The 25,263-nt window shown below is 61.5% G+C and carries 22 protein-coding genes and 2 pseudogenes; 9 read left to right on the top strand and 15 right to left on the bottom strand.

Going from position 1 to position 25,263, the window contains the following annotated elements:
- The 3 genes and pseudogenes from EBQ26_RS06485 to EBQ26_RS06475 form a co-directional block, all read left to right on the top strand.
- A pseudogene (locus tag EBQ26_RS06485) lies at nucleotides 1-117 on the top strand (IS5/IS1182 family transposase); the annotation flags it as partial.
- A 127-nt stretch (nucleotides 118-244) separates the two neighbouring features.
- A complete protein-coding gene (locus tag EBQ26_RS06480) occupies nucleotides 245-1,039 on the top strand; it encodes a ProQ/FINO family protein (protein ID WP_122238190.1) in 795 nt (264 codons plus the stop codon).
- A gap of 37 nt (nucleotides 1,040-1,076) precedes the next feature.
- Nucleotides 1,077-1,382, top strand: coding sequence for an STAS domain-containing protein (locus tag EBQ26_RS06475; protein ID WP_238944194.1), 306 nt, complete (start codon nucleotides 1,077-1,079; stop codon nucleotides 1,380-1,382).
- Between the two features lie 46 nt (nucleotides 1,383-1,428).
- On the opposite strand, the gene EBQ26_RS06470 is transcribed toward EBQ26_RS06475, so the two are convergent.
- From EBQ26_RS06470 to lplT, 3 genes are all read right to left on the bottom strand, one after another.
- Nucleotides 1,429-2,250, bottom strand: coding sequence for a tetratricopeptide repeat protein (locus EBQ26_RS06470; protein WP_122238188.1), 822 nt, complete (start codon nucleotides 2,248-2,250; stop codon nucleotides 1,429-1,431).
- Between the two features lie 143 nt (nucleotides 2,251-2,393).
- On the bottom strand, nucleotides 2,394-3,146 hold the full coding sequence (locus tag EBQ26_RS06465) for a nucleotidyltransferase family protein (RefSeq protein WP_238944193.1): 753 nt from the start codon (nucleotides 3,144-3,146) through the stop codon (nucleotides 2,394-2,396).
- Nucleotides 3,147-3,240: 94 nt separating this feature from the next.
- Nucleotides 3,241-4,542: a lysophospholipid transporter LplT gene (gene lplT / locus EBQ26_RS06460; protein WP_122238214.1), complete on the bottom strand. Its 1,302-nt coding sequence runs from the start codon at nucleotides 4,540-4,542 to the stop codon at nucleotides 3,241-3,243.
- 232 nt (nucleotides 4,543-4,774) lie between these two features.
- On the opposite strand from lplT, the gene alr reads away from it, so the two are divergent.
- Nucleotides 4,775-5,893, top strand: a complete 1,119-nt coding sequence (gene alr / locus EBQ26_RS06455) for an alanine racemase (RefSeq protein WP_122238187.1) — start codon at nucleotides 4,775-4,777, stop codon at nucleotides 5,891-5,893.
- An 83-nt stretch (nucleotides 5,894-5,976) separates the two neighbouring features.
- Here alr and EBQ26_RS06450 read toward each other — a convergent pair whose 3' ends face one another.
- Complete coding sequence (locus EBQ26_RS06450) at nucleotides 5,977-6,720, bottom strand: Nif3-like dinuclear metal center hexameric protein (RefSeq protein WP_122238213.1); 744 nt, start codon at nucleotides 6,718-6,720, stop codon at nucleotides 5,977-5,979.
- Nucleotides 6,721-7,020: 300 nt separating this feature from the next.
- Here EBQ26_RS06450 and EBQ26_RS06445 point away from each other — a divergent pair, with 300 nt between their 5' ends.
- A complete protein-coding gene (locus EBQ26_RS06445; protein ID WP_122238186.1) occupies nucleotides 7,021-8,199 on the top strand; it encodes a S1C family serine protease in 1,179 nt (392 codons plus the stop codon).
- A 356-nt stretch (nucleotides 8,200-8,555) separates the two neighbouring features.
- Here EBQ26_RS06445 and EBQ26_RS12665 read toward each other — a convergent pair whose 3' ends face one another.
- Together EBQ26_RS12665 and EBQ26_RS06435 are read right to left on the bottom strand one after the other, a co-directional pair.
- Nucleotides 8,556-9,875 carry a hypothetical protein gene (locus EBQ26_RS12665; RefSeq protein ID WP_124781290.1) on the bottom strand — a complete coding sequence of 440 codons (1,320 nt, stop codon included), beginning with the start codon at nucleotides 9,873-9,875 and terminating at the stop codon, nucleotides 8,556-8,558.
- On the bottom strand, nucleotides 9,865-11,712 hold the full coding sequence (locus EBQ26_RS06435) for a S8/S53 family peptidase (RefSeq protein ID WP_238944192.1): 1,848 nt from the start codon (nucleotides 11,710-11,712) through the stop codon (nucleotides 9,865-9,867). The genes EBQ26_RS12665 and EBQ26_RS06435 overlap by 11 nt, the downstream gene beginning before the upstream one ends.
- Before the next feature lie 152 nt (nucleotides 11,713-11,864).
- Here EBQ26_RS06435 and EBQ26_RS12930 point away from each other — a divergent pair.
- From EBQ26_RS12930 to EBQ26_RS06415, 3 genes and pseudogenes are all read left to right on the top strand, one after another.
- Nucleotides 11,865-12,359: pseudogene (locus tag EBQ26_RS12930) on the top strand (aldehyde dehydrogenase family protein); the annotation flags it as partial.
- Entirely contained in the window at nucleotides 12,293-12,661 is a 369-nt protein-coding gene (locus EBQ26_RS12925) for a S1C family serine protease (RefSeq protein WP_238944197.1), read from the top strand. The pseudogene EBQ26_RS12930 and the gene EBQ26_RS12925, both read left to right, overlap by 67 nt.
- Before the next feature lie 184 nt (nucleotides 12,662-12,845).
- Nucleotides 12,846-14,339 (top strand): hypothetical protein, encoded by a 1,494-nt coding sequence (locus EBQ26_RS06415; protein ID WP_147474017.1) that lies wholly within the window; start codon nucleotides 12,846-12,848, stop codon nucleotides 14,337-14,339.
- Between the two features lie 248 nt (nucleotides 14,340-14,587).
- Here EBQ26_RS06415 and EBQ26_RS06410 read toward each other — a convergent pair whose 3' ends face one another.
- The 9 genes from EBQ26_RS06410 to EBQ26_RS06365 all read right to left on the bottom strand — a co-directional run bounded on the left by EBQ26_RS06410 (nucleotide 14,588) and on the right by EBQ26_RS06365 (nucleotide 24,255).
- Nucleotides 14,588-15,004 (bottom strand): hypothetical protein, encoded by a 417-nt coding sequence (locus EBQ26_RS06410; RefSeq protein ID WP_122238179.1) that lies wholly within the window; start codon nucleotides 15,002-15,004, stop codon nucleotides 14,588-14,590.
- 36 nt (nucleotides 15,005-15,040) lie between these two features.
- The gene (gene ttcA, locus EBQ26_RS06405; RefSeq protein WP_122238178.1) at nucleotides 15,041-16,054 is read right to left on the bottom strand and encodes a tRNA 2-thiocytidine(32) synthetase TtcA; all 1,014 of its coding nucleotides are present in this window, start codon (nucleotides 16,052-16,054) and stop codon (nucleotides 15,041-15,043) included.
- A gap of 189 nt (nucleotides 16,055-16,243) precedes the next feature.
- A complete protein-coding gene (locus tag EBQ26_RS06400; protein WP_122238177.1) occupies nucleotides 16,244-17,164 on the bottom strand; it encodes an FAS1-like dehydratase domain-containing protein in 921 nt (306 codons plus the stop codon).
- A 215-nt stretch (nucleotides 17,165-17,379) separates the two neighbouring features.
- A complete protein-coding gene (locus EBQ26_RS06395; RefSeq protein ID WP_122238176.1) occupies nucleotides 17,380-18,060 on the bottom strand; it encodes a sulfate/molybdate ABC transporter ATP-binding protein in 681 nt (226 codons plus the stop codon).
- Between the two features lie 93 nt (nucleotides 18,061-18,153).
- Nucleotides 18,154-18,843, bottom strand: a complete 690-nt coding sequence (gene modB, locus EBQ26_RS06390) for a molybdate ABC transporter permease subunit (RefSeq protein ID WP_122238175.1) — start codon at nucleotides 18,841-18,843, stop codon at nucleotides 18,154-18,156.
- Between the two features lie 163 nt (nucleotides 18,844-19,006).
- Nucleotides 19,007-19,777 carry a molybdate ABC transporter substrate-binding protein gene (gene modA / locus EBQ26_RS06385; protein WP_122238174.1) on the bottom strand — a complete coding sequence of 257 codons (771 nt, stop codon included), beginning with the start codon at nucleotides 19,775-19,777 and terminating at the stop codon, nucleotides 19,007-19,009.
- A gap of 311 nt (nucleotides 19,778-20,088) precedes the next feature.
- Entirely contained in the window at nucleotides 20,089-21,261 is a 1,173-nt protein-coding gene (locus EBQ26_RS06380; RefSeq protein WP_122238173.1) for a PilT/PilU family type 4a pilus ATPase, read from the bottom strand.
- A 461-nt stretch (nucleotides 21,262-21,722) separates the two neighbouring features.
- Complete coding sequence (locus EBQ26_RS06370; RefSeq protein WP_238944191.1) at nucleotides 21,723-22,040, bottom strand: cupin domain-containing protein; 318 nt, start codon at nucleotides 22,038-22,040, stop codon at nucleotides 21,723-21,725.
- A 28-nt stretch (nucleotides 22,041-22,068) separates the two neighbouring features.
- Entirely contained in the window at nucleotides 22,069-24,255 is a 2,187-nt protein-coding gene (locus EBQ26_RS06365) for a TonB-dependent receptor (protein WP_238944190.1), read from the bottom strand.
- Nucleotides 24,256-24,519: 264 nt separating this feature from the next.
- Between EBQ26_RS06365 and EBQ26_RS06360 the strand changes: the two genes are divergently transcribed.
- Nucleotides 24,520-25,140, top strand: a complete 621-nt coding sequence (locus EBQ26_RS06360; RefSeq protein WP_122238169.1) for a TetR/AcrR family transcriptional regulator — start codon at nucleotides 24,520-24,522, stop codon at nucleotides 25,138-25,140.
- Nucleotides 25,141-25,263: the final 123 nt, after the last annotated feature.

Below are 25,263 nucleotides of genomic sequence, written 5' to 3'. Positions count from 1 at the left end.
TTGTCTCGTGATTACGAGCGATTGCCAGACGTACTGGGGGGATTGCACTTCGTGGTCTTTGCCATTCTCATGCTGCCCAATGCCATGCCGTTGATTCGGTTGGCTCAAAGTTCATAACACGCTCTAGAGCGTGTGGGAATCCTTCTCTGCCGCAATCGCCCCGGGGAAACGCTGGGCCAGGCGGCATGGGGCGCGATGCGCGCTATGGCATGATGGCGCGCTTGTTCTTTGTTTGTTTTTGCCCATGTCTGAATCGCCCGTGGCCGCCTCGCCTGAGGAAGCATCCCCTCAGAATGCCCCATCCCATTTGGAGTCTCCCGCTTTACAACCCGAGCTTGCCGCCAAAGGCAAAAGCGCTCGTGCAGATGTGCGCCCCATCTTGCAAGAGTTGGCGCAAAAATGGCCGCAACTGTTTGGCGAGCGCCCGCTGCCGCTCAAGCGCGGTATCTTCTCCGATTTGGCACAAACCTGCCCGCACATCGAAGTCGAAGCGCTGAAGCAAGCGCTGGGCATGCATACACGCTCAACGCGTTATCTGCAAGCTATTGCCGCGGGCCAGCCACGCCATGATTTGCAGTTGCATGCGGTGGAGGACATCGCCGCCGAACATGTTTTCCACGCCCTGACGGAGCTGTACCGCCGCAAACTGCGCCGCGCTGAGCGCGCAGCCCCGGCGCAGCAAAGCGCTCAGCAGGAGCAAGCGCGCCAGTGGCTGGCGAAACGCTTGGGGCTGGCCATGGAGCACTCGGCGCTCAGCGTGGCCGAGTTCGTCCAGGCCGCGCACACCCGCGATGCCGCTATCGCAGCGCTCTTGCAGCAAGTGGCCGAGCAGCAAACACAACGCGGCGCACGCGACGAGGCCATGTTGCGCGCTTATGAAGCAGGCGGCGTCAGCCTGGAGGATTTTGCAGAAATGTATGGCTTGAGCACGCGCGAAGCCAGCGCCATCCTGACGCGCGCCCGACGCCTGGCGGCCAAACAAGCCCCAACGGCTACGGGAGCCGATGCCGCCCCAGCCTCGACTGCCGTTTCCGAATAAACGCCGCCCATTGCCCCCATTGACACTCCCCATTGCCATGCCTGTTTTGACATTGCCCGCCAAACTCACGCGCGATGAAGTCGCCCAATGGCTCCAGGATGTGCAAACGTCACTGGCACAGTCTGCCGCCAAGGGCGGCGAGGCGGTCTGGATAGACGCCGCTCACCTGACGCAGTTCGACTCCACGGCCCTCTCGGCGCTGCTGGCCGTCCAGCGCGCTGCCCATCGGCATGGCTTGGCATTTGCCGGGATTGAAGGCATGCCCACAGCGCTGCAAGCACTGGCCGGGGTTTACGGGGTAGAGCGCCTGCTCGCGGCGGCCCAGCCCGCCCATGCACATTGACAGGTAGAGAGCCGCCGTTTCTGGGGCAAGAAACGGCTCAAAGTCGTCAATCGAGGCGAGGCTCCTTGCCATGCGCAGCCAAGTCTGGCCCCAGCGCATCCAGATCACGGGACGTGATCGGCCCCAAATGCGGCTCGGGCTGCGACGCAGGCTCCTGCCGAGGGGCCAGGCGATGCAGGCGCTCCACAGCGTGGCGAATGTCCGCCTCCACCGGCCCATTCAGGTTGTGGCCAAACTCGTGCAGCCACTCCTCGGCCTCGGGGATGTCGCCAGAATGCGCCAGCACGTCGGTCATCATGTCCAGCACGGCATCCAGCGGGGGGAAGCCGCGCAAATCCAACAAACGGGCGTCGTACTGGGGCAGCTTCTCATAAAGAGCACGCAAAATCTCCGCGTGCTCGAACGCCTTGGCGTACTCGCCCCTATCGCGTAAGGCGCAAGCGTAGTACAGATGCATGGCCGCCGCGCTCAGACCGGAGCTGTCGAGGTTTTCGTTGTGAATTTTGAGCGCCTGTTCAAAAGCGCTCGCCCCTTTGACCAGCTCACCGGCCAAGGTGGCGGAGGTGACGACATTGAACCAATCGCCCACAGCCTGAGTGCGCTCGGCCAGCTTTTCAAAAATCGGCCAGGCTTGGGCGTATTGCTGCTGATGGAAATGCACCAGCCCCAGCAGCCGCATCCCGTTCTCAGCCACATCGGCCACGTTTGATTGCGCCAACTCTTTCGCCTGGCTTTCCGCCTGCGCGTATTGACCTTCCTGCAAGGCTTGGCTGGCCTGCTCCAGCAACGCACGCTGCTCGTCCTCGGAGAGCCAGAGCGGCTTTTTCGGGACGTCTTTTCGCCAGAGTTGCTTGATGCGATCCCACATGGGTCAGGGGCCTTTTCTTTGAATAGTGATGATTGCCTGCAGGCTGCGCCAGCCTGTACCAACGCCAATACTAATCGAATGTGGCAGCCCGGGCCGGGTCTTGGGCAGGCAGAGTCGTTACCAAATGCTGGAGCCGTCCGCCGTCACGCGCGCGGCTCGGCATCGGCATTGAGCGCCTGCAAACGTTCGGGCGTGCCCACATCCGTCCAGGCCCCCTGGTACAGCGTGGCGCCCACCCGGCCTGCGGCTACCGCCTGGCGCAGCAACGGCCCCAAAGGTGCGGGGCGGCCTTGCGGGTTACCCCGGGGCACATCGCACCATGGCGGGGCAAACAAGTCTTGCCGCAACAGGGCCAGCGTGCTGTAGGTGTAACTGGGCGCGCCCGCAGCCAGCGGCAGGGCGCGCCCTGCGGCATAAGCAAAATCGCCTTGAGGGTGATGCGCCGGGTTGGGGGCCAGCCACAGGTGCGCCAAATCTCCCGAGGCGGCAAAGTCGCGCCGCAAGGTATCGTCAAACGCCCAGGATGGCATGAACACATCCCCGGCCACCAACCAGAATTGCGCTTCCAGCATGGGCAGCGCGCGGGCGATGCCCCCTGCGGTTTCAATGCCTGCGCCAAAGTCCACGTCCTCGCGCGAGTAGCGCAAATGCACATCGCCATATGCCGTGGCGTACTCCGTGCCCAGCCGCTGGGGAATTTGCGCCCCCAGCCAACCCGTGTTGATCAGCACGCGGCGCAGCCCCGCGCGCGCCAGCGCCTGCAAGTGCCACTCCAGCAGCGGCCTGCCTTGCACACTCAACAGCGGTTTGGGGGTGTGATCGGTCAGCGGCCGCATGCGCTGGCCACGGCCTGCGGCCAGAATCATGGCCTGTGCCAGGGGGGGAGTGCCTTGCATTTAAAATTTACCAATCAAAAGTCATTTATAAAAAATTTATTTCAATACAGACTTGTCAAAACAAGAATATCAAATTTCCTTTGAATGATAAAAATCAATGCTTGTGATGATGGTCTTTGCGAATCATGTCCATCTCATGGGCGATCGCGGCGGCGTGGCGCTTGAGGTTATGGCGATACCACAGCGCAATCAGCCCCGTCACGCCCAGCACCAGCAGGCCAAAGGCCGTCATCGCCAGCGGGGCGGACAGGCCCCACTTCGTCGCCAGCGCGTACAGCAGGCCCAGGCCCAGGATGCACAACTGCTCATTGAAGTTCTGCACCGCTATGGAGCGCCCGGCCCCCATCAGGTTATGCCCGCGGTGCTGCAACAGCGCGTTCATGGGCACGACCAGATAACCGCCCAATACGCCTGCGACGACGAAAAACCCCATCGCCACGTACATGCTGTCCACCCACTGCATGCCCACCACCACCAGGCCCATCAGCATCCCCAGCGGCAGCACACGGCTGGCGCGTTCGAGCTTGACCATGAACGAGGCCAGCACCGCGCCCACCGCCGTGCCCAGCGCCACCACGCCCAGCAAGGGGGCCGACTCGGTGGTATTGAGGCCCAGCACCGCCGCGCTCCAGGCCAGCACGATGTAGCGCAAATTGCCTGAAGCGCCCCAAAACAGCGTGGTGGCCGCCAGCGCAATCTGGCCCAGCTTGTCGCCCCACAGCCGATTGTTGGAGGCGATGAAATCGCGCATCAGCGCCTGCATGCTGCCCACCGGCCCCAGCGTGCCCTTCCACATCGGGCGCGGCACCACGCCCGTGCGCGGGATGAACACATTGATGACGGCCGCCAGCGCATAAATCACCGTAATCGTGCCCAGCGCAGCCTGAATGGGATCGTGAAAAATCGCCCCCAGGCCAGCGGCGTGCGCCACCCAGCCGTAATACACATCACTGACCAGCGCGCCGCCCAGCATCACGCCCAGGATGATGGAAGCAATCGTCAGCCCCTCAATCCAGCCATTGGCCTTGACCAGCATGGAAGGGGGCAGCAGCTCGGTGAGGATGCCGTACTTGGCGGGCGAATACGCCGCCGCGCCCAGGCCCACGATGGCGTAGGCGAGCAAGGGGTGCGAGTCGTAAGTCATCATCAAACAGCCCATCACCTTGACCGCATTGCTGATGAACATCACCCAGCCCTTGGGGTGCGCATCGGCAAACGCCCCCACAAACGGCGCCAGCACCACGTAAAACAGCGCAAACATCGGCACCAGGGCCGCCCGTTGCCACTCCGGCGCGGCGCTGCGCAGCAGCAGCTCGACAGCCACCACGAACAGCGCGTTATCGGCCAGCGAGCTGAAAAACTGCGCCGACATGATGGTGGAAAAACCAGACTTCATGATCGAATCGTTGTGCGGATCGCGCCAGCGCCAGGCAAAGGCGCGGCCATCCGTAAAGGGCAGCGGGAGCCACCGCCCGAACAAAAAGCCGCGCTTATATCACGCCCCGCCAACCCCGCTGCCCCTGGCTGGGCCGCCGCCCGCGTGGTGCGACAATCCGGCGCCGCGCGACGACCGCTGCCGCGCCATCTGCACGCCTTCCGTACGCCTTGCGCCACTGCTGCCCGCCACCATGCCCCGCCCCATCCACGCCATCGTCCACCCCCAAGCCTTGCGGCACAACCTGCACACCGTGCGCCGCCACGCGTGCGACGCCAAAGTCTGGGCCGTGGTCAAAGCCAATGCCTACGGCCACGGCATTGAGCGCGTGTTCGACGCCCTGCGCGGCGTCGATGGCTTTGCGCTGCTGGACTTGGGCGAAGCCAGCCGCGTGCGTGCGCTGGGCTGGCGCGGCCCCATCCTGCTGCTCGAAGGTGTGTTCGAGCCACGCGACCTGGAGCTGTGCTCGCGCCTGGGCCTGTGGCACGTGGTGCATTGCAGCGAGCAAATCGACATGCTTGCCGCCCATAAAACCCACCAACCCCACCGCGTCTTTCTCAAGCTCAACAGCGGCATGAACCGCCTGGGCTTCAAGCCCCAAAGCTACCGCAGCGCCTGGGCGCGTCTGAACGCCCTGCCGCAAGTCGATGAAATCTCGCTGATGATGCATTACAGCGATGCCGACGGCCCCAGCGGCATCGCCGCCCAGCAAGCTCTGTTCGCCCACGCCAGCGACGGCCTGCCCGGCGAGCGCAGCAGCAGCAACAGCGCCGCCACGCTGCGCTTTGGCCAGCAAAGCCAGGCCCGGCACGACTGGGTGCGCGCAGGCATCGCCCTCTATGGCAGCGCGCCCGATTACCCCGCTGGCGACATCGCCTGCTGGGACTTGCAACCGGCCATGAGCCTGCGCAGCCGCATCATTGCCGTGCAGGATTTGCAAGCGGGCGAGACCGTGGGCTACGGCTCCACCTTCACCGCACCGCAAGCCATGACCATCGGCATCGCCGCCTGTGGCTACGCCGACGGCTACCCGCGCCTGTGCGGCACCGGCACGCCCGTGCTCGTCGATGGCGTGCGCACCCGCACCATTGGCCGCATCAGCATGGACATGCTCGCCATCGACCTCACAGCCCCCCGCGCTGCGGGCCGGCCCGGCGGCTTTGGCAGCGAAGTCACCCTCTGGGGCCAGGCCAGCGCCGCCTACGGCAGCGCCGTGCTGCCCATCGACGAAGTGGCTGCCTGCGCGCAAACCGTGAGCTACGAGCTGATGTGCGCCATCGCGCCCAGGGTGCAATTTCTGGACGAAACCTGAATTTCAATCAAAATAAAACACAAATCAAAAAAATCAGGCCATAAAAAGGCTTTTTTATTTCCTATTGATTTGCAAATACCCCCTCACGCAGGGTTATCGATCTCGATGAACTGGTGCTCCAGCCCCAACTGCGCCGCCACATACGCGCCCAGCGCGGGCGCGCCGTAGCGCTCCGTGGCGTGGTGGCCTGCGGCGAAAAAGCTCACGCCACATTCGCGCGCCAAATGCGCCTGCGGCTCGGAAATCTCGCCCGTCACAAACGCATCCGCCCCCGCATCAATCGCCTTCTGGAAATAGCCCTGCGCCCCGCCCGTGCACCAGGCCAGGCGCGCAATCGGGCGGCCGCCATCGATCCACATCGGCGCGCGGCCCAGGCGCTCGTGCAACTGCGCCGCCAGCGCCGCCGCATCGCAGGGCGACACCTGCGCCTCAAACACCAGCGAGCCTGCCGCCAGCGGCGCGCCCGCGCCCCAGCCCATGTGCAGGCCCAATTGCGCGTTGTTGCCCAGCGTGGGGTGCGCATCCAGCGGCAAGTGGTAGGCCAGCAAATTGATGTCGTGCGCCAGCAGCTTGCGCACGCGCTCGCGCAGCCAGCCGGTGAGCGTGCCATCCATGCCGCGCCAGAACAGGCCGTGGTGCACCAGCACCGCATCGGCGCGCGCGGCAATGGCCGCATCGATCAAGGCCGCGCTGGCCGTCACGCCACTGACCAAGCGCTGCACCTCGCGCTTGCCCTCCACTTGCAGGCCATTGGGGCCATAGTCCTCAAACTGTTTGGGCTCCAGCGTTTCATTGAGCACGCCCAGCAGCGCATCACGGGTTGCCATGAGATAAAACTCCAAGGGAAACAACACAAAAGAAACGGCGCTCGTCGCACTGGCAAACGCCACCCATAGTACAAATCAAGGTAAAAAACAAACAAACACCATCATGCCAAAACAAGGCGATTTTTTTGCTCATTGATTTGTAAATACAAAAGCCGATGCCACCACACCAGCCCAGGGGCGGATGAGTATATGCTTGCCCCCTGCAACTGGCCGTCAGCGCCGCAGCGCACGCCACGGCCCGCGCCGCCCCGGCGCGCAGGCTTTTCCCCCAACGATTTCACCTACCCCGCACTGCCCACCATGCGTCGTTACTGGCTCGTCTTTTCCCAAAGCGTCACCGTCTTGCTGGCCGCTTATTTCGTCATCTCCACCCTCAAACCCCAATGGCTTGGCAGCCCCGCTGCCAGCAACGCCACTGCCCCCGCCACCGTCTTGCTGCCGCCCGCGCCCACGGCGGCCACCGCGCCCGCCCAGTCCAGCCTGCCAGCTCCGGGCAGCCTGCGCGCGGCAGCGCAACTGGCCGCGCGCTCCGTCGTCAGCATCAACACCCGCACCACGATGCAGCATCCATTTGCCAACGATCCCTTCTTCCAATACTTCTTCGGCCAGGCTCCAGGCCGCTCGCAAAGCGGCCTGGGCAGCGGCGTCATCGCCAGCAGCGATGGCTACCTGCTCACCAACAACCACGTCATCGAAGGGGCTGACAGCATCCTCGTCACCCTGCACGACGGGCGCGAATTCCCCGCCCAGGTCATCGGCACCGACCCGGAATCCGACCTGGCCGTGCTCAAAATCAACGCCCGCAACCTGCCCGCCATCCACCTGGGCAACTCCGACCAGCTCGCCATCGGCGACAGCGTGCTGGCCATCGGCAACCCCTTCGGCATCGGGCAAACCGTCACCAGCGGCATCATCAGCGCCCTGGGCCGCAGCCATCTAGGCCTGAACATCTTCGAGAACTTCATCCAGACCGACGCCGCCATCAACCCCGGCAACTCCGGCGGCGCGCTGGTGGACATCAACGGCCACCTGGTGGGAATCAACACCGCCATCTACTCGCGCTCGGGCGGCAGCATGGGCATCGGTTTTGCCATCCCAGCCGCCACTGCCCAATTCGTGCTGGAAAGCCTGGTTCGCGAAGGCCGCGTCACGCGCGGCTGGCTGGGCCTGGCCGCCGACCCGCTCACGCCCGAACTGGCGCAAGCCATCGGCGCAGGCGCGGGCGCGGGCGAAGGCGTCATCGTCACCGGCGTGCTGCAAGGCGGCCCGGCCGCGCGCGCGGGCATCCGCCCTGGCGACATCATCCAGCAAGTCGGCGAGCACCCCGTACGCAACGTCCCCGAGCTGCTCACCCGCGTCGCCGCCCTGCGCCCCGGCCAAAGCACCCCCTTGATCCTGCTGCGCGAAGGCCAACCCCGCACCATCGCCATCACCCCCGAACAACGCCCCCAGGCCCAGCGCACGCTGCGGCAGCGGTGAAGTCGGGTTGAAAACGGGGAAAAGCCTGCTCCCCCGCCCCTTCAAACTCTTCAAGTAAAGTGGCCTCGCTGTTGCGTCCGGAAGCCTGTTCGGCACGGTGAGAAATACGTGCTACTCTCCACCCACCCGCGCGGCCGGGACACGGTGGCGCAGCCCGCCACGCCTGGATCGTTTGCCGACCCAAAAAAGACAATCCCATAATTGTCAACCGGCAAAAGTGACAAACCAGCAAAGTCACCACCAGTTGTTCCCATTGGGCAATTCACATATCAGACAAGTTTTATCCCTCCGTAAATAATCATGAAAATCGCATGCATCACGCATGCGATTTTCATTTTTCATGCCACAGAGAATATTCAATCGATTTCAATCGCCAGCACAGCTTGCGCCACGGATATCCACAAAGCATTGCCAACAAAATGAATATCCCGCACATTAGGCAAGCGGTAGCGGACAGGGGCATTGAGATAATCCTCGGGAACGGCGGGTATCTCCGCGCCACCCAAAACTTGCTTGGCCTGCGTCAGCGTCTGGCCTTCCTGCACGCCCCAGGCTATGCGGTAAATGGCGGACCATTTTTCCTCCAGGGCGTCATCGCGAACGGCCAGCAGCAACACCCCATTTTTGACGGCCATGCTTACATTCGGCCTGCCATATCCGGAAATGGCGAAATCGCGCCGCTGCCCGTGCGGGCCCACGACGCCCAGTTGGTGCCAGCCATACAGATCGCTTGTCGCGTTGTACGCCAGCAGATGCACTTGACCTTGCGCATCAACATCCAGATCCAGCGCCACATCGCCAGGCTGCAAACTCGGCAGGTTGAGCGTGCGCACATGCCATTGGGCATCCAGGCTGCGTACCTGCCCGTTATCAACAAAATACTGCAAGCCATCACCACCCGTGACCAAGCCATGCGGCGTGTGCAAGCGCGCCTGATCGGGCGGGCCATCAACCACAGTCAGGCGAACACGATCTTGCTCGGTGAACGCCTTTGGCGCTGGTGTCACGCGCGTATGCGAGAAATAAACACCGTTCTCTGAAGGGCCTCGATACCGATAAAACGCAGGCCCTTGCCTATGGTAATCCACCGCGCTCATCCACTCTGATATTTTCAGTTCATAACCCGCATCTGCATACGCACTCAAAATATTGAGCGTATAAACTCCATCTGGCCGCACAAAAAATCCGCTTGGCCGGTCATAATACTGGTATGTGGGGATTGCCAAATCCGCCGTTCTTTTTGGTATATGCAGACCGATTTTCCCTTCTGAATTCATGCGAAACACTTCGGAGCCCGCCGGCGCTGGCGGCAGGCATTGTTCCACGCCTGCGTCCTGAATGAAGTAAAAAGCATCGCCAATCGTATAAATGCGTTCCAACGCATGGAAGCGCGCTTTGTTCCAGCCAATCGGCGTCATGCCGGGAACAGAACCATCCAGCGCGCCCCAGGACAGCGGTTTGCCATCCACATCACGCAAACATGGATAAGCCATGTATTTCAGAGACCCAAGCACCAGCGTGAGCCTATCTTTCACTGGCGTGGGCAACGCCTCGGAGGAGACTGGAGGCAGCGGGAGAGGTGGCGACTCCGCATCGCCGCCGCCGCATCCAGCCACAACCAACGCCAAACTCAGCATTCCCACAGACCTCACCGTTCTTTCCATATCAAAATCCATAAACCTCAACCTCAACCACGGCAAACCAGCTTGTGGGGTTCATGCCATCTATTCTCAAGGAACGGTAATTTCCATTCAAAGGAATAAAAATTGGCACCCTTTCATACTGAAAAGGCTCAGTATGATTTTTTATAAGCACAGATGGCGCAAAATAATAATAATTTAAAGGATTATTTTGCAATGCCATGGAAGATCCAAATACCTGAAAATTAACAGGATTATTTCCAGGAGAAGAAGTCTCCAAAACAATACGGACACCCTTCACATCTCTCACTTGACCCAAATCAACCGCAAAAGAACCAAAATTATCAGAGGATGTCCAAAACTCCTCAGGACGCTGAAAAAAATTATTATCTCGAATATATCCAATTCGATGATTATTTACAGGAGCAATCGCCTGAATAACAGGATGATGTCGCAAAACCCCCACAGGATTCGTAGAGTAACGTGGAATTTTTATGGGACGACCGCCATCATTATAGCCCGTAGGCATTAAAATTGATTTAACATAACTCTCCCGAACCAAAGGCTTCGTCTGGGTATCACCGTATCTGGAAGCAATTGCAGCAACAATAGGAGCCGCATACGAAGTTCCCGAGCCAAAATTCAATTGATTATTTTGATTTACATAAGCATAAATCTCCCCTCCCGGAGCATAAAAATCGACACAAGGCCCGCTACGTGACGCGATTGGGGTAGGATAATCCCCAGGATAAAAATTTATGGAATCCATCATTCTATCCCCCGTCCGATCTATCGCCCCAACAGAAAGGATAGCATCATTATCCAATATTGCACCATCCACATTATATACATGCGGACATGCATCCCCATTAAAATGACCAGGCTTGGCATTTCCCGCACTCTGAGTAACAAGAAAACGATTACTGGCACGCAACATCGTCTTACCAGTCTCATCATGAGGATTCGTAGAATAAGGATCCCCCGCAATTTCATCACCATTATTCATGGATATATTCAAAACCGCATTTACCCCCCTCACATCTGCATGATGGATTGCCGCCTCAATAGCCGGCACAACAAAAATAAAGCTCGGACTCGTTGCCGCCAGGTATAACGGCTGCCCAGGATTAATACCACGACTAAAAATCAAATTCCTTTTAGCACCAACAATTCTTGCAATCGCAGAAGAATGATAACTATAATCTCCGGCACCCGCCGAGGCATAAATCACATTTACATCATACTCCGACGTGCTCTGCAATGCACCAGGATGAACATCAACATAATAAAACGGATTAAACACCGAAAAACCATCATCAGAATTCACCGCCACCTTGGCCCAAGACACCAATTCACCACCACCATTATAATCATAGTACGGAAAAGAAGAAATCTCCATTTCAGAGTTTTTAATTTCATTGACAAGAGTAACCTCAGGCATTTTTCTAACTCTATCATACTCCAATTCATTCAACGGAAGCACAACAGCGGAAACAATGTTGCTAACACGAACCTTTCTGGATACAACAGACTTGTTAACAGCCTGCAAAACACGAGCAACAACCACCTTCTTCCCAGAAGAAAAATCATTATTCATTAAATAACTTGAAAATTTCTCCTCCCAATCCACTTCAGAGTATTTTAATTTATCTTTATTTTCTCGAAACATTTTCTCCGACTCCTCGCGAATAAGAAAAGGATTCAAATATACTGCATACATCTTTTCTCTAGCAAAAATATCAATTTCTGACCTGTGCAAACTTCCATCACTCCAGATGGGTTGCGCATAACCCAATGGAATCGAAACCGAGAAAAAAGCAGCAAAAACAAATTTCTTCATACACACCTCGAACAAGATTTCAACAAACTGCATACCAATCCTACTTCTTCTCCATGCAAAAAAATACAGGGGGGAAACCCCACCCCTCATCATCATTTACCGTCATATTTTTTCTTTTCGAGTATCATCTGGCCGTTTTTGCGTTTGAAAACCCTCCATTCATTCCAATCAGGAGAGCCTTGACCATGCCATCCACCCTCGCCCAACAAACCGCCGCCATCTTGCAAAAGCTGGGGGTCGATAGCGCCGATTACGTCGGCGGCAGTCTGGCCGTGCACAGCCCCGTCGATGGCTCGGCCATTGGCGCCTTGCGCACCCACAGCGCCGAGCAAACCCGCCAGGCCATTGCCCAGGCGCAGCAGGCGTTTGCCGCCTGGCGTCAGGTGCCCGCGCCGCAGCGTGGCGAGCTGGTGCGCCTGCTGGGCGAGGAGTTGCGCGCCGAAAAGGACACGCTGGGCCAGCTCGTCTCCATCGAGGCCGGGAAGATCCTCACCGAGGGCCTGGGCGAGGTGCAGGAAATGATCGACATTTGCGATTTCGCCGTCGGCCTCTCGCGCCAGCTCTACGGGCTGACGATTGCCAGCGAACGCCCCGGCCACCGCATGATGGAAACCTGGCACCCGCTGGGCGTGGTGGGCGTGATCACCGCGTTCAACTTCCCCGTGGCCGTCTGGGCCTGGCCGCCGACCCGCTCACGCCCGAACTGGCGCAAGCCATCGGCGCAGGCGCGGGCGAAGGCGTCATCGTCACCGGCGTGCTGCAAGGCGGCCCGGCCGCGCGCGCGGGCATCCGCCCTGGCGACATCATCCAGCAAGTCGGCGAGCACCCCGTGCGCAACGTCCCCGAGCTGCTCACCCTCGTCGCCGCCCTGCGCCCCGGCCAAAGCGCCCCCCTGACCCTGCTGCGCGAAGGCAAACCCCGCACCCTTGCCATCACCCCCGAACAACGCCCCCACGCCCAGCGCACGCTGCGCCAGCGGTAAAGGGACGCCATAAGCTGTTTTTTTGCCCAATCGCATTCAAGCCCCTACTTGCTTGTTACTTTTCGTGGCCGCCTATTGCCCTGTTTTTCAGTAGAGTGACCGCGCCGTTGCATCCGATGGACGGAAACGGCTTGCATGGCCGGGGTAACGCCGGGCTTCTCCTGAAAAACCACGCGAGGACGTCATGAAAAAACCAGCCCTTCCATTGCTTTGCATTGCCGCCTTCTTGAGCGCCTGTGGCGGGAGTGACAGCGATACGGCTTTGCCGCCGCCACCGCCACCACCGCAGCCACCCCCTCCCGTTGACTCTGGCTGCGATCCCGCCCGCTACCCGGCCCTACCGGCAGGCCAGACCTACGCGGTCGAGCAAATCGTCAACCAGCCCGCGCCCGGAAAAATAGGCCGCACCTCCAAATTCGTAGCAGCAGGCTTTGGCATCCCCGCCAATCAAGGTTATGGCGACATTCACCTCACCCCTTTGGATGCACGCCATCCTGGCGAGAAGATGCGCCTGCAAATTACCCATCGCAGTGGTTGCAGCCATGTCGTGATGAACAACCTGCAAGCCACGCTGCACGACGATGAAACCGTGGCCTCGTTCTTCAGAAACTTCATGTCGTCCGACCGGGAAATCGCCCAGCGCTACGTGCTGGAGGGATTTTCTTATTACAGCCAAGACAATAACGAGCCCAAAAAAGTCGAGTTCCACATCGATCCCGCCAAATACCCCACAGCCACAGTATTCGACGAATCCACGCTGCGCATTTGCCGGGTGTTTTTCAACACCTTCGTCACCTCGGCCCAGTGCTACGACACGCAAGTGCGACGCGCTGGCGACTGGGTGATTGCGCAAGCGGAGGTTCCGGGCGATGGCGATCTGGCGCTCACCTCCACCCAGCCGCGCGGCATCACCACGCATGCCACCACGCCGCCCGTGGCGGGCATCGAGCCGCCCGCTCACAAACCCGAAGCCAACCCCGCCGTGCCCAAAGCGCCCAACCACCCCCAATCCTGCGGCCCGCATTACCCGGCCATCCCGCCCGGGCAGACTTTCGCCGCCACACAGGTGCAAAACCTGCCCTTGGCCGCAGGCGGCGTCGGCGCGTTTTCGCAATTCGCCCTGGCGGGCACGGATATTCCCATCGACAAGGGCTACGGCAGCTTGCGGATTTCGCCGGTGGATGCCTACAGCAAAGTCGTTCAGTTCATGCGGCTGGACATGGCCGCGCTGACCGATTGCGCCTGGGGGCGTTTGTCCAACGTGCAGCGCACCTTGCATGCGCAAGACACCGTTGCATCCTTCGCGCGCCACAAGCAATTCACCAGCGGGCAGGAGTTTTTGCCGCTCTACGTGATCGAGGCTTTCGCCTACCAGGGCTACGACCCCCACATCACCAAACGGGTGACCATCCAGGTCGATAGCCACAAATACCCGGACGGCGTGGCCTACTCCGACCGGCTCAAACTGTGCCGCTTGCGCTACCGCGCCGAAACCACCGAGGTGCAATGCTCGCCAGCCCGCGCCAGTGGTCACGGCAGCCTCAAATTCATGAACATCAACGCCGAATTCACCGACGCCAACGCCTACGGCACATGGGCGCTGCACGATGAGGAATACGTGCTGGTTTCCACCCATTCGCGCGGCAGGGATACCTTGGCGCAGCCATCCATGCCTTGATCGCTCAGCTCTCAAAAAAGCGCGTGTCTGATGCACGCGCTTTTTTGCGCGCTTTCTCTATCCAGCCAGCCTGCGCGAACGCCAGCGGGACAAAACGATGTGTTCCAGAGCTTGCCCTCAACCCTCTCCACCACCGATTGCGCCAGGCCGAGCGATTTCTCTCAACGGCGAAAAGGACAACAGCCGCAGGCGCGAATCCGGCTCGGATGCCTGCAAAGCCTGTGGGCGCCATGCGCGCATGGCTGGCCTCAGTCCGGCAAACGCTGCACCGCCGCGGGCAGCAGGCCCTGGCGGCAAAAGTCCAGCGCCTGGGCGTCGCTGAGCGCTGCGCCCTGGGCCAGCACCCAAGCCTTGCGCGCGCCTGCGCGCAGGGCGGCTTCTCTGAAGGCCCGGCTCTCCACCTGCGTATAGCCGCCTTGCGCCTCGGGCAGCAAATGCACGATGACCACCGGCGCGGGCGTCAACCAATGCCGGGGCAACAGCGCCGCGTACGCCTGGCGCAACAGCGTTTGCACGGCGAAATAGTCGCCCATCAGGGTGCGCGGGTGCGCCAAGGCCGCGTGTTCGGCCAACCACTGTGGCCCTGCTGGCTGCGGTTGATCGGCGACAAGGCGGGCTTGCAACTGGCCTGGCTGCACGCATACGTAAATGCAGTGGCCCCACATGCCGTCCGCCCCATTCAAGCCGAGAGCAGGCTTGGCTCAAGAAGAACAGGCGCCGGGCGCGGCCTGGCTGGCGATGATGGGGATGCGAATGGCCCCAGCAGCGCCTTCTGTCTCGGGGCCGTGCGCGGCATCGCCCAGGGGCTGGGCAAAGGTTTCGGGATCAAAGGCGATGTCGCCATTGGGATCGGCCACGCCCGTGGCCTGGGCGTTGCGAAAGTCGTGCAGGCGCGCGTCCATCATGTGGGTGGTGACGATGTTTTGCATGGAGCGGAACATGCTCTCCAGTCGGCCGGGGAATTTGCGGTCCCACTCGCGCAGCATGTCGCCCACGATTTGGCGTTGCAGGTTGTCCTGGCTGCCGCAGAGGTTGCAGGGGATGATGGGAAATTGCTGGTACTGGGCCCACTGGCGCGTGTCCTTTTCCGGGATGTAGGCCAGCGGGCGGATCACCACGTGCTTGCCGTCGTCGCTCACCAGTTTGGGCGGCATGCCTTTCATGCGCCCGCCAAAGAACATGTTGAGCAGCAGGGTTTGCAGGATGTCGTCGCGGTGGTGGCCCAGGGCGATTTTGGTGGCGCCCAGGCGCTCGGCGGCGGAGTACAAAATGGCGCGGCGCAGGCGGCTGCACAGCCCGCAGGTGGTTTTGCCTTCGGGGATGACGCGCTTGACGATGCTGTAGGTGTCCTGCGTTTCGATATGGAAATCCACCCCTTGCGCGCGCAGGTACTCGGGCAGCACGTGGTCGGGAAAGCCCGGCTGCTTTTGATCGAGATTCACCGCCACGATGGAAAAGCGCACGGGCGAGCGCTTTTGCAGCTTGCGCAAGATGTCCAGCAAGGTGTAGCTGTCCTTGCCGCCGGACATGCACACCATCACCTTGTCGCCCTCCTCGATCATGTTGAAGTCCAGGATGGCGCGGCCCACTTCGCGGCACAGGCGCTTTTCCAGCTTGATGGCTTCGCGCCGCTGCTTGTCGGCTTTTTCGGCGGCTTTTTCAGCAGCTTGGTCGGCGGCGGTGGCGGTCACAGAGTCTTGGGCAATCGGGTTCATGACAAGGCACAAATAAAACGCCGCCCCGGCGGGCGGCAACGGGTGCGATTTTACCCAGAGCGCACGCACAAGGGGCCGCCTGGCAGCCATCGCCACACCCAAAGCGCACTACTGATTACATATCAAAGTGAAATTACCTTTATTTCTATCAAGCCATATAATTTATTTTATTTTCCATTGATCGATAAATCATTCAACCATCCAGGCCTCTGCCTGCATCGTCAGCCAGCCTTGATAGTCGGCCGCCCATAACCGGATGCAACCGCCGCCGCTGCCGCTGTCATTGCCCTCTGCCTCGGCCTGCGGCTGGCCGCTCAGCGTCAAGGGATGCCCATCGAACACGGGGCGCACGGCCTTGAAGGCAAAGCGGCTCAGCTTGCGCTCTGGCGCGTGGCGGCGCACCAGGTCGGTCAGCAGCGTGGCCATCAGCGGGCCATGCACCACCAGGCCGGGATAGCCCTCCACCTCGGTGACGTAGCGGCGGTCGTAATGGATGCGGTGGCCGTTAAACGTCAGCGCGCTGTAGCGAAACAGCAGTACATCATCGGGCGTGATGCAGCGCTGCCAGGGCGCGCTGGTGGGGGCTGGCACAGGTGCAGCGGCCTCTTGAGCGGGCGCGGCAGCGGCGCAGTAAACGATGTCGTGCTCCTCCGTCAGGCACAGGCCGCGCGCGTTGTGCACTTCGTGGCGCACCAGCACAAACAGCAAATCGCCCGAGCGGCCCCGCTTGTGGGTGATGCGGGCGATGCGCGAGCGTTTTTCCGCCTCATCGCCCACGGTCAAAGGGTTGTCGGTCTGCCACCACAGCCGCCCGCCCGCCCACATGCGCCTGGGCAGGGGCACGGGCGGCAAAAAACCGCCCCGGCGCGCGTGCCCGTCCGGCCCCAGCGCGCTTTGGCGCGTGTGCGGCAAAAAGTACAGCCAATGCCCCAGCGGCGGCACGGGCGTGCCCGTTGCGGGCGGGGCATCGTCGCGATCAAGCGTAGCCGCCAGCCCGCGCAAGGGGGCTGCGGCGATGGCATCGTGGGCGGTTTCGGTGCGGCCCTGCCATTGCTGCAAGTGGGTGAGCGTGGCTTGGTCCAAAGGGGCGGCGTTTGTTGGGGTGTTCATGGCTGGCGCTGTGCAGAGGGGGAAATCAAGGCGGCGATGGTGCCATAGGCGCTGCCAGGGATTGGCCTCGATGGGTCGCGATGGCCGGGGATGGGCCTGTGAGTGGCCTGTGAGCGGCCTGCGATTGACTCACGGTTCACCCATGATGTGCCCGCAATGCGCCCCTGTTGCAGCGCGGCGGCACGGCATGCCAGCGCATCGCAGCCCAAGCCCCCTCACCCCTCCAACAGCACCGTGCGGCCATCGACTTGCCCCAGCCGCACGGCCTGGGCGCCCAAGGCCAGGCGGTCTTCTTCGTCGTGCGAGACCATCAGCAGCGGGATATTCAAGGCGGTGAGCAAGGCGTCGATTTCCTCGCGCATGGATTGGCGCAGCGCGGGGTCGAGCGCGGAAAACGGCTCGTCGAGCAGCAGCACGCGCGGCTGCAAGATGGCCAGGCGCGCCAGCGCCAGGCGCTGCTGCTGCCCGCCCGAGAGCGTGTGCGGGTACTGGTGCGCCAGGTGGGCGATTTGGAAACGCTCCAGCCACTGCATGGCCTGGCGCTTTTGCGCCTGCGTGAGAAAGCCCCACAGCCCGCGCCGCAGGCCAAAGCCCACGTTGGCCAGCGCCGTCAAATGCGGCAGCAGCGCGTAGTTTTGAAACAGAAAGCCCACACGGCGCTGCTGGGTGGGCACATCCACGCTTTGCTGGCGCGCAAACAGCAGCGCATCGCCGATGCGGATGTGGCCGTCATCGGGCCGGATCAGCCCCGCAATGGCTTGCAAAACCATCGTCTTGCCAATGCCCGATGGCCCCATCAGCACCAGGCGCGGCGCATCGCTTTGCAGCTTGACATCGAACTCGAACACGCGCTTTGCCGAGCGCAGGGTTTTTTTGACGTGCAGATCGCACCACATGACGCCGCCTTGAATTACAAATCAATAATCAATAAGACTTATTACAAATCATGCCAAAACAAGGCAATTTTTTATCCTATTGATTGATAAAAATTACTCGCCGCGCGCCTTGCGACGCCCCGGGGTAATCCAGGTCGCCAGCAGCAGCAGCGCAATGCACACGCCGGAGATCACCAGCGCCAGCACATGGGCCACGCCATCGTTGCCCGCCTGCACCGCCTCGTAAATGGCGATGGAGAGGGTTTGCGTTTTGCCCGGGATGCTGCCCGCAATCATCAGCGTGGCGCCAAACTCGCCCAGCGCGCGCACAAAGCCCAGCATCACGCCTGCCATGATGCCGCGCCAGGCCAGGGGCAGGCTGATGCGCAGCAAGATGCCCGCCTCGCGCACGCCCAGCACGCGCCCGGCTTGCTCCAGTTGCGGGTCGATGGACTCGAAGGCTGCGCGCGCGGGCTTGAACACCAGCGGAAAACTCACCACCGTGGCGGCGATGATGGCGCCGTTGATGCTGAAGATCATGTTGATGCCCAGCGTTTGCTTCAGCCACATGCCCAGCGGGCCGTGACTGCCAAACAGCACCAGCAGGTAATAGCCCATGACGGTGGGCGGCAGCACCATCGGCAGGGTGCATACGGTATCGAGCACGTTGCGCAGCCACAGTCGGCTTTTGGCCAGGTACAAACCCAGCGCAGTGCCCAGCAAGGCGCTCAGCAGCGTGGCCCAGAACGCCACTTTCAGCGAAAGAGACAGGGGCGCGAGCACCTCGGCCCAAATGGATTGCATGCGTCAAATACGTCAAGACAGAAAAAAGCGCTGACGGACCAAGGCGCGCCAGCGCCGCAAGGGGGCAAGTCAGCGCGTAATGGCGACTGGCCCATCGCAGGTTGCTGCGATGGGCTTTCGTGCGATGGACTTTCAGTGGGCAGCAGCGGCTTTGACAGCGGCTTTATTTCACCGCCGGCACAAAGCCGTAGCTCTTGAGCACGCCCTGGCCGATGGGGGAAGTCACCAGCGCCACAAAGCGCTTGGCGGCCGCTTCTTGAGCGCCGGTTTTCATCACGGCGATGGGGTAGCTGACCGTTTTTTCCACCGGCACCACGTAGGCGACCTTGACCTTGTCCTTCATCAGCGCGGCGTCCGTGCCATAGACGAAGCCTGCATCCACCTCCGCGCGGGCCACATAGTCCAGCGCCTGGCGCACGTTCTGGGCCAGGATGAGCTTGGGTTGCAGCGCATCCCACTGCTGGGCGGCCTCCAGCGCGGCCTTGGTGTAGCGGCCCACGGGCACGCTCTCGGGGTTGCCGATGGCGATGCGCGCCACCGCCTTGTCTTGCAGCGCTTGCAGCGAATCGAGCTGGGCCTGGCCCTTGGCGGGCTGGATCAGCACCAGGGTGTTGGTGACGAAGGTCTGGCGCGTGCCCTCGAGCACCAGCTTGGCCTGCTCGGCCTTGTCCATGGTCTTTTCATCGGCGCTGGCAAACACGTCCACCGGCGCGCCTTTTTCGATTTGCTGGAACAGCGCGCCCGAGCCGCCGAAGTTCAACTGCACTTTGTCCTGCGGGTTGTTGGCCTCGTATTTTTGGGCCAGCTCGGTGAAGGCATCTTTGAGGCTGGCCGCGGCAGAAACGGTGATGGTTTCGGCCCAACTGCCTTGGGCAGCCACGGCCAGGGCGGCAACAACCAGACAACGGGCGAAGGGCAAGCGGACGTTTTTCATGCAGAACAATCCTGTGGTGCGGCCCAGCGGATGGGGCCGCGATAGTGAAAAACGCATAACGCCAAGCGCTATGCATCGCGAAAAGCAACGGATTGTACGCCCCGGTTGTATCCCTGCGATATCAACGAGGGGCGGCAAAAGATGTAGTCCTTGGCGATCAGCGTTTTTTCGCCCAAGTTATTTACCAATCAAAAGCAATAAAATCATGCCGTTTAGGCAATTCCATATTGATATTATTTCTACTTTGATCGAAAAAAGCCACCTCGAAAGGCGGCTGAGAGCGATCACTGACGGGGGCGCGAAAGAGGCGCTCAGGTTTCCTCCTTCTCGCGCACATCCAGCGTGAACTCGGTGAACGAAGGCGCTTCGTCGTTGTTTTCCTCCGCCGCCTGCACGCGCGCCTTGGCGGCGTTGGCGGCCATGGCAAAGTCGTTTTGCAAGCGCCACATGAGGTTGGTGGGCGAATCGGCGTAGCTGAAGGCTTCCTTGCGGTCGATCAGCCCCTGGCCGACCATGAAGGCCAGCGATTCCTCAAAGGTTTGCGAGCCTTCGGACATGGATTGCTGCATGGCGTCGCGGATGCCGGAGAAATCGGCCGCCTCGATCAGCTCGGACACCAGCTTGGTGTTGAGCAGCACCTCCACCGCCGGGATGCGCTCGCCATCAATGGCGCGCAGCAGGCGCTGCGAGATCACGGCCTTGAGCGTGGCGGCCAAATCGCCCAGCATGGTCGGGCGCACTTCGACGGGGTAAAAGCTCAAGATCCGGTTGAGCGCGTGGTAACTGTTGTTGGCGTGCAAGGTGGAGATGCACAAGTGGCCCGATTGCGCGTAAGCCAGCGCGGCGGACATGGTGTCGCGGTCGCGAATTTCGCCGATCTGGATCACGTCCGGCGCCTGGCGCAGGGCGTTTTTCAGACCCGTTTGCAGCGATTCGGTGTCGCTGCCGACCTCGCGCTGGTTGACCACGCTGCGGCGGTTGGTGAATTCGTATTCGATCGGATCCTCGATGGTGAGGATGTGGCCCGAGGCTTGGCGGTTGCGCAAGTCCATCATGGAGGCAATCGTCGTACTCTTGCCCGAGCCGGTGGCGCCCACCAGCAGGATCAGGCCGCGTTTTTCCATCGCCAAATCTTCCAGCACGGGCGGCAGGCGCAGGGTGGAGAGTTCGGGGATATCGCGCGGGATGTAGCGAATCACCACCGCATAGCTGCCGCGCTGGCGCATGGCGCTGACGCGAAACCGCCCTACCCCTTCCAGCGGCACGGCCATGTTCAGCTCGCCCGTGCGCTCGAGCTCGGCAATGCGCTCGGCCGAGACGATTTCGCGCAGCAGCTTGAGCGTGGACTCGGGGCTGAGCACCTGCTGGTTGACGGGGATGGTCTCGCCACGAATCTTGATGAGCACGGGCGAATGGGCCGAAATGTAAATGTCGGACGCCTTGTTCTCAGCCATCATTCTCAGCAAGCGCTGCATTGCCGCCATGGGGACTCCTCCGGGTGCGTGATGCGATAAAACTCAACCGATTGCCAGCCCTGGGCCTGCATGGGCACGCGCTGCGCCCAGCCGGGCAATCGGCAAGCAATGTACCATTGTTTCCGTTTGCAACCGTCCTGCGGCGCGGGGGATCAAGGCCAATGCAGGCGCGCGCGCGGCGCGGCAAAAGCGCGCTCCAAACACCACCCCAAACAACCCCAATGCGCCACCCGCGCCCAGCCCTTGGCCATCAAAGGAAAAAAAATCACCCTGTTTCGGCATGACTGGAAAGAACACCTTTTTCCTTTGATTTGAAAAATATATTTTTACATCAAAGGAAAATAGGCTTCATACAGATCATGCCAAAACAAGGCGATTTTTTATCCTTTTGATCGATAAATGAAAAGCAAAGACAGGCAGAGCGGCAGGCTTTTACGCTCCCTTGGCTGCCGCCCTGCCCCAGCGCAACATCACCCCCCGCGCCCGGCCAGCTCCAGCAACACGATGCCGCATTCACGCTCGGCATACGGCTGGTGCAGCACCCCTTTGGGCAACACGAACAACTCACCCGCGCGAATGCGCACCGGCTCGGCCCCGCCTTCAAAGCGGATGCCCATTTCACCGCTGAGCACCAGCACAGCCTTGTCGCTATGCGCATGGCGGTGCCACTCGAAATCGCCCGCAAACCGCACAAAACGCAAACCGAAATCGCCGCAGTGCAGGATGTGCGGCTGCCAGTGCCCGGCGACTTGGGCCAACATGCCGTGCAAAGAGATGGGGGCGTGCATGGCGCAACTGCTCAAAGTGCTTTGACGCTTAAAAATCCACCGTGGCCGAGAGCTGGAAGCTGCGCGGCGCGCCCAGGCCCAGGCTGGTGTAGTGCGGCTTGGCCCAATAGGTTTTGTTGGCCACATTGCGCACGCCCGCGCGCAGCGTGAGCGGATAACCGGCCGCCCGGGTGGCGTAGCGCGCCCCCAGATCGAACACCGCCCGACCGGGGACGGAGAGAGCGTTGTCGGCGCTGAGGTATTGGCGCGCTGCGTATTGGGCATGGGCGCTGGCGGTCAGCCCGGGCACGGCGGGCACATCCCACTCGGCGCCGAGCTTGGCTTGCCACCGGGGCTGGCCCGTGGCCTGCTGGCCCACGTGGGCGGCCACCTCGGCGCGGGTGACTTTGGCATCGCTGTAGGCCACGCCGCCCATCACGCGCCAGCCAGGCAGCGGCGCGCCGAAAAAGCTCCACTCCACGCCCCGGTTGCGTTGCTCGCCGCCAAAGGAAAAGACGTTGCTGACAGGGTCCACATAGCGGCTGGGGCGTCGGATTTCGTACACGCTCAGCGTGTGGGCGAATGGGCCTTGGTCGAGCTTGAGGCCGATTTCTTTTTGCCTGCTCTTGTAAGGCGCAAAGACTTCGCCCGCGTTGGCCGCCGTTGCGGGCGCAATGGCGCCCTGGCTCAGCCCTTGCATGGCGTTGGCGTAGAGGGAAAGCCCCTCGCCGAGCTTGACCAGCACGGCCGCCGCCGGTGTGGTGGCGCTGGCGTCGTAGCGCTGGCCCAGCGCCGCCCCCGCAGCGCGAAATTGCTGCGTGCGCACACTTTGGCGGCGCACGCCCAGGGTCAGTTGCACCTGGCCTTGCCAGAGCGAGAGCGTATCGGCCACGCCCACGCTGCGCAGGCGCGTTTCGGTGCGGCTGAGGGCTTGCACCGGGCGCGGCAGCTCGGCGCCCCAAATGGGGTGGTAGAGGTTGGTGCTCCAGGTATCGCGCAGGCGAAAGCCGTCAAGGGCGATGTCCTCCTCCAAATGCGTGACGTTGAGCGCGAACTCATGCCCCACGCCGGCGGTTTGCAGCTTGCCTTTGAGGCCCGCCTCGGCCGACTTGCGCGTAATGGTTTCGTCCACCCCGCCAAAAGTCAGGCGCATGTTGCCCGCCGCATCCAGCACCGTGGGCAGGCCCATGAGCGTTCCCAGCCCGCTCTTGCTACGCCCGGCGGCGGCCCAGGCCGTCAGGCGCTCGTTCACATCCCACTCGCCGCGCAAGGCAGCGCCGCGCGCCGTGGCGTCGTAAAAGGCCCAGGGCGGGTTCCATGACATCGTGGCCTTGGGGGGCTGGGGCACGGCCACGCCCGGCGCCAGCGTCAGCCCGCGCGTCATGCCATTGACGCGATCGCCCGTGCTGTAGAGATCGGCAAAAACCCGCGCCTGCGCGCCGCGCCAATCCAGCGCCAGCGCGCCCAGATGGGCTTTCTTCTTCTGCCCCTCCACATCGATCGCGCCGTTGCGGCCCATGGCATTGAGGCGGATGCCCACCTGCTGCTGCGCGCCCAGGCGCCGCCCCACATCCAGGTGGGCGCGCCCGTGCGCATCCGACTGCATGCCCAGCGTCAGGCGCGTCAGCGGCGCAGCGCCCGCGCGCTTGGGCACCAGATTCACCGACCCACCCACCGAGCCATGCGGCGCCATGCCACCCAGCATCGCGGAAGGGCCTTTGAGCACTTCCACACGCTCGAACCGCTCGGGCATATTGCGGTAGCTCGATCCCATGCCCGCCAGGCCATCGACGCTGACATCGCCCGCATCCATGGCAAAGCCGCGGATGGAATAGCTCTCCAAATGCTCACCGGGGATGCCGCTGAGGAACACCGACGCATCGTTGCGCGCAATCACGCCCTGCACATCGGGCGCGTTTTGCTCGTCGATGAAAGCTTCGGTGTAGGAGATGCTCGCCAGCGGCGTCTCCATGAAATCGCGCTCGCCCAGCAACCCCATGCGGCCGCCACCACTGACCTGCCCGCCCGCATAGGGCAGCGCCGCAGGCGATGCGGCCTGGCCCGTCACCGTCACTGCAGGCAACACCGCTGCCTGCGCCCCGTCGGCCTGCGATTGAGATTGCGCCAGCGCAGGCCCCGCCGGCCAGACCAGCGCACACAAACCCACACGCACCGCCAGCGCCATGCCAGAAAGAGGCGCAACCAATTGCCGCGCACCCACACACCGTTTACCCATACCGTTTCCTTTCCTCGGAGCCTGCGCCATGCCTGGGCATGCCCAAACATGGCAACGGCGCAATCTCAATTAATTGCATTACTATAAACTAAATTTTTTAAATAGTTTCACACATTAAACTTAATGACTGCAAGCCGCCTGCCAAGGCGCCCCAAGGATGCATATCAAAGGAAAACCGGGATAGAAAATAATTGCCCAAAAAAGGCATTTTCATTTCTCTTTGATGTATAAAATTTTCAAATGCAACACCAGCAAAGGAGGGAGATGACCACACCCGAAGCCCCTACCCCACGCGGACGCCCCCGCACCATCACCCGCGAGCGCATCGCGCAAGCAGGCATGGCAATAGGCTTGCCGCACATCACCTTTGTCGGCGTCGCCGCTGCGCTGGGCGTCAGCCACATGGCGCTGTACAAGCACGTTGCCAATCTGGAGGAACTCAAGCGCCTCGTGGCGGAGGAAATCTTCAGCCGCTGGCAAATTCCGCCCTGCGAGGACAGCCACGATTTGCCCGCCTATCTCGTCGCCTTCACCGCTGGCATCCAGGCCTTTGTGCAGGCGCACCCGGGCATCACGCCCTACGTCATCCGGCGCATGGCGGCCACGCCCTCCATGCTCTCGCGCATCGAGCAGCACCAGCGCCAAGTCGCCAGCCGTTATGGCATCGGCCACGAGCAGGCGCGCAGGCTGCTGGCCACCATCGCCTTTCATGCCTTTGCCGCCGCCGATACGGTTTACACCGCCACAGGCCGCCACACCGCGCAAACCACCACCGAGCAAGCTGCCGAAACCGCCGAGCTGGAGCACGAATTCACCCTGGGCATGCAAGCGCTCATCACCGGCGCTTTGCTGGTGATGCAGGTGCAAACGCCTGCCTCCTTGTAACGCCAATCATTTTATTCAAAAGAAAAATATATCATTTACCATATTGCCGAAATAAGGCATTTTTATTTCTTTTTGATTTGTAAAAAAGGGGCGTTCCGTGTGTTTTCAAGCGCAGACGGCGGC

Source organism: Allofranklinella schreckenbergeri (genome assembly GCF_003703475.1).
In the GTDB taxonomy this organism is placed as follows: domain Bacteria; phylum Pseudomonadota; class Gammaproteobacteria; order Burkholderiales; family Burkholderiaceae_C; genus Lampropedia; species Lampropedia schreckenbergeri.
This window is presented reverse-complemented; position numbering and strand designations above follow the sequence as displayed.

What these genes read in the sequence shown, in the direction of transcription:
- modB (WP_122238175.1), bottom strand. Translation starts at nt 18,843, where the DNA reads ATGCAATCCATTTGGGCCGAGGTGCTCGCGCCCCTGTCTCTTTCGCTG.
- EBQ26_RS06465 (WP_238944193.1), bottom strand. Translation starts at nt 3,146, where the DNA reads ATGCAAGGCACTCCCCCCCTGGCACAGGCCATGATTCTGGCCGCAGGC.
- EBQ26_RS06395 (WP_122238176.1), bottom strand. Translation starts at nt 18,060, where the DNA reads ATGTGGTGCGATCTGCACGTCAAAAAAACCCTGCGCTCGGCAAAGCGC.
- EBQ26_RS06400 (WP_122238177.1), bottom strand. Translation starts at nt 17,164, where the DNA reads ATGAACACCCCAACAAACGCCGCCCCTTTGGACCAAGCCACGCTCACC.
- EBQ26_RS06380 (WP_122238173.1), bottom strand. Translation starts at nt 21,261, where the DNA reads ATGGCGGCAATGCAGCGCTTGCTGAGAATGATGGCTGAGAACAAGGCG.
- modA (WP_122238174.1), bottom strand. Translation starts at nt 19,777, where the DNA reads ATGAAAAACGTCCGCTTGCCCTTCGCCCGTTGTCTGGTTGTTGCCGCC.
- EBQ26_RS12665 (WP_124781290.1), bottom strand. Translation starts at nt 9,875, where the DNA reads ATGGATTTTGATATGGAAAGAACGGTGAGGTCTGTGGGAATGCTGAGT.
- EBQ26_RS06365 (WP_238944190.1), bottom strand. Translation starts at nt 24,255, where the DNA reads ATGGGTAAACGGTGTGTGGGTGCGCGGCAATTGGTTGCGCCTCTTTCT.
- EBQ26_RS06410 (WP_122238179.1), bottom strand. Translation starts at nt 15,004, where the DNA reads ATGTGGGGCCACTGCATTTACGTATGCGTGCAGCCAGGCCAGTTGCAA.
- EBQ26_RS06415 (WP_147474017.1), top strand. Translation starts at nt 12,846, where the DNA reads ATGAAAAAACCAGCCCTTCCATTGCTTTGCATTGCCGCCTTCTTGAGC.
- EBQ26_RS06445 (WP_122238186.1), top strand. Translation starts at nt 7,021, where the DNA reads ATGCGTCGTTACTGGCTCGTCTTTTCCCAAAGCGTCACCGTCTTGCTG.
- lplT (WP_122238214.1), bottom strand. Translation starts at nt 4,542, where the DNA reads ATGAAGTCTGGTTTTTCCACCATCATGTCGGCGCAGTTTTTCAGCTCG.
- alr (WP_122238187.1), top strand. Translation starts at nt 4,775, where the DNA reads ATGCCCCGCCCCATCCACGCCATCGTCCACCCCCAAGCCTTGCGGCAC.
- EBQ26_RS06450 (WP_122238213.1), bottom strand. Translation starts at nt 6,720, where the DNA reads ATGGCAACCCGTGATGCGCTGCTGGGCGTGCTCAATGAAACGCTGGAG.
- EBQ26_RS06475 (WP_238944194.1), top strand. Translation starts at nt 1,077, where the DNA reads ATGCCTGTTTTGACATTGCCCGCCAAACTCACGCGCGATGAAGTCGCC.
- EBQ26_RS06360 (WP_122238169.1), top strand. Translation starts at nt 24,520, where the DNA reads ATGACCACACCCGAAGCCCCTACCCCACGCGGACGCCCCCGCACCATC.
- EBQ26_RS06370 (WP_238944191.1), bottom strand. Translation starts at nt 22,040, where the DNA reads ATGCACGCCCCCATCTCTTTGCACGGCATGTTGGCCCAAGTCGCCGGG.
- EBQ26_RS06470 (WP_122238188.1), bottom strand. Translation starts at nt 2,250, where the DNA reads ATGTGGGATCGCATCAAGCAACTCTGGCGAAAAGACGTCCCGAAAAAG.
- EBQ26_RS06435 (WP_238944192.1), bottom strand. Translation starts at nt 11,712, where the DNA reads ATGCAGTTTGTTGAAATCTTGTTCGAGGTGTGTATGAAGAAATTTGTT.
- EBQ26_RS06480 (WP_122238190.1), top strand. Translation starts at nt 245, where the DNA reads ATGTCTGAATCGCCCGTGGCCGCCTCGCCTGAGGAAGCATCCCCTCAG.
- ttcA (WP_122238178.1), bottom strand. Translation starts at nt 16,054, where the DNA reads ATGAACCCGATTGCCCAAGACTCTGTGACCGCCACCGCCGCCGACCAA.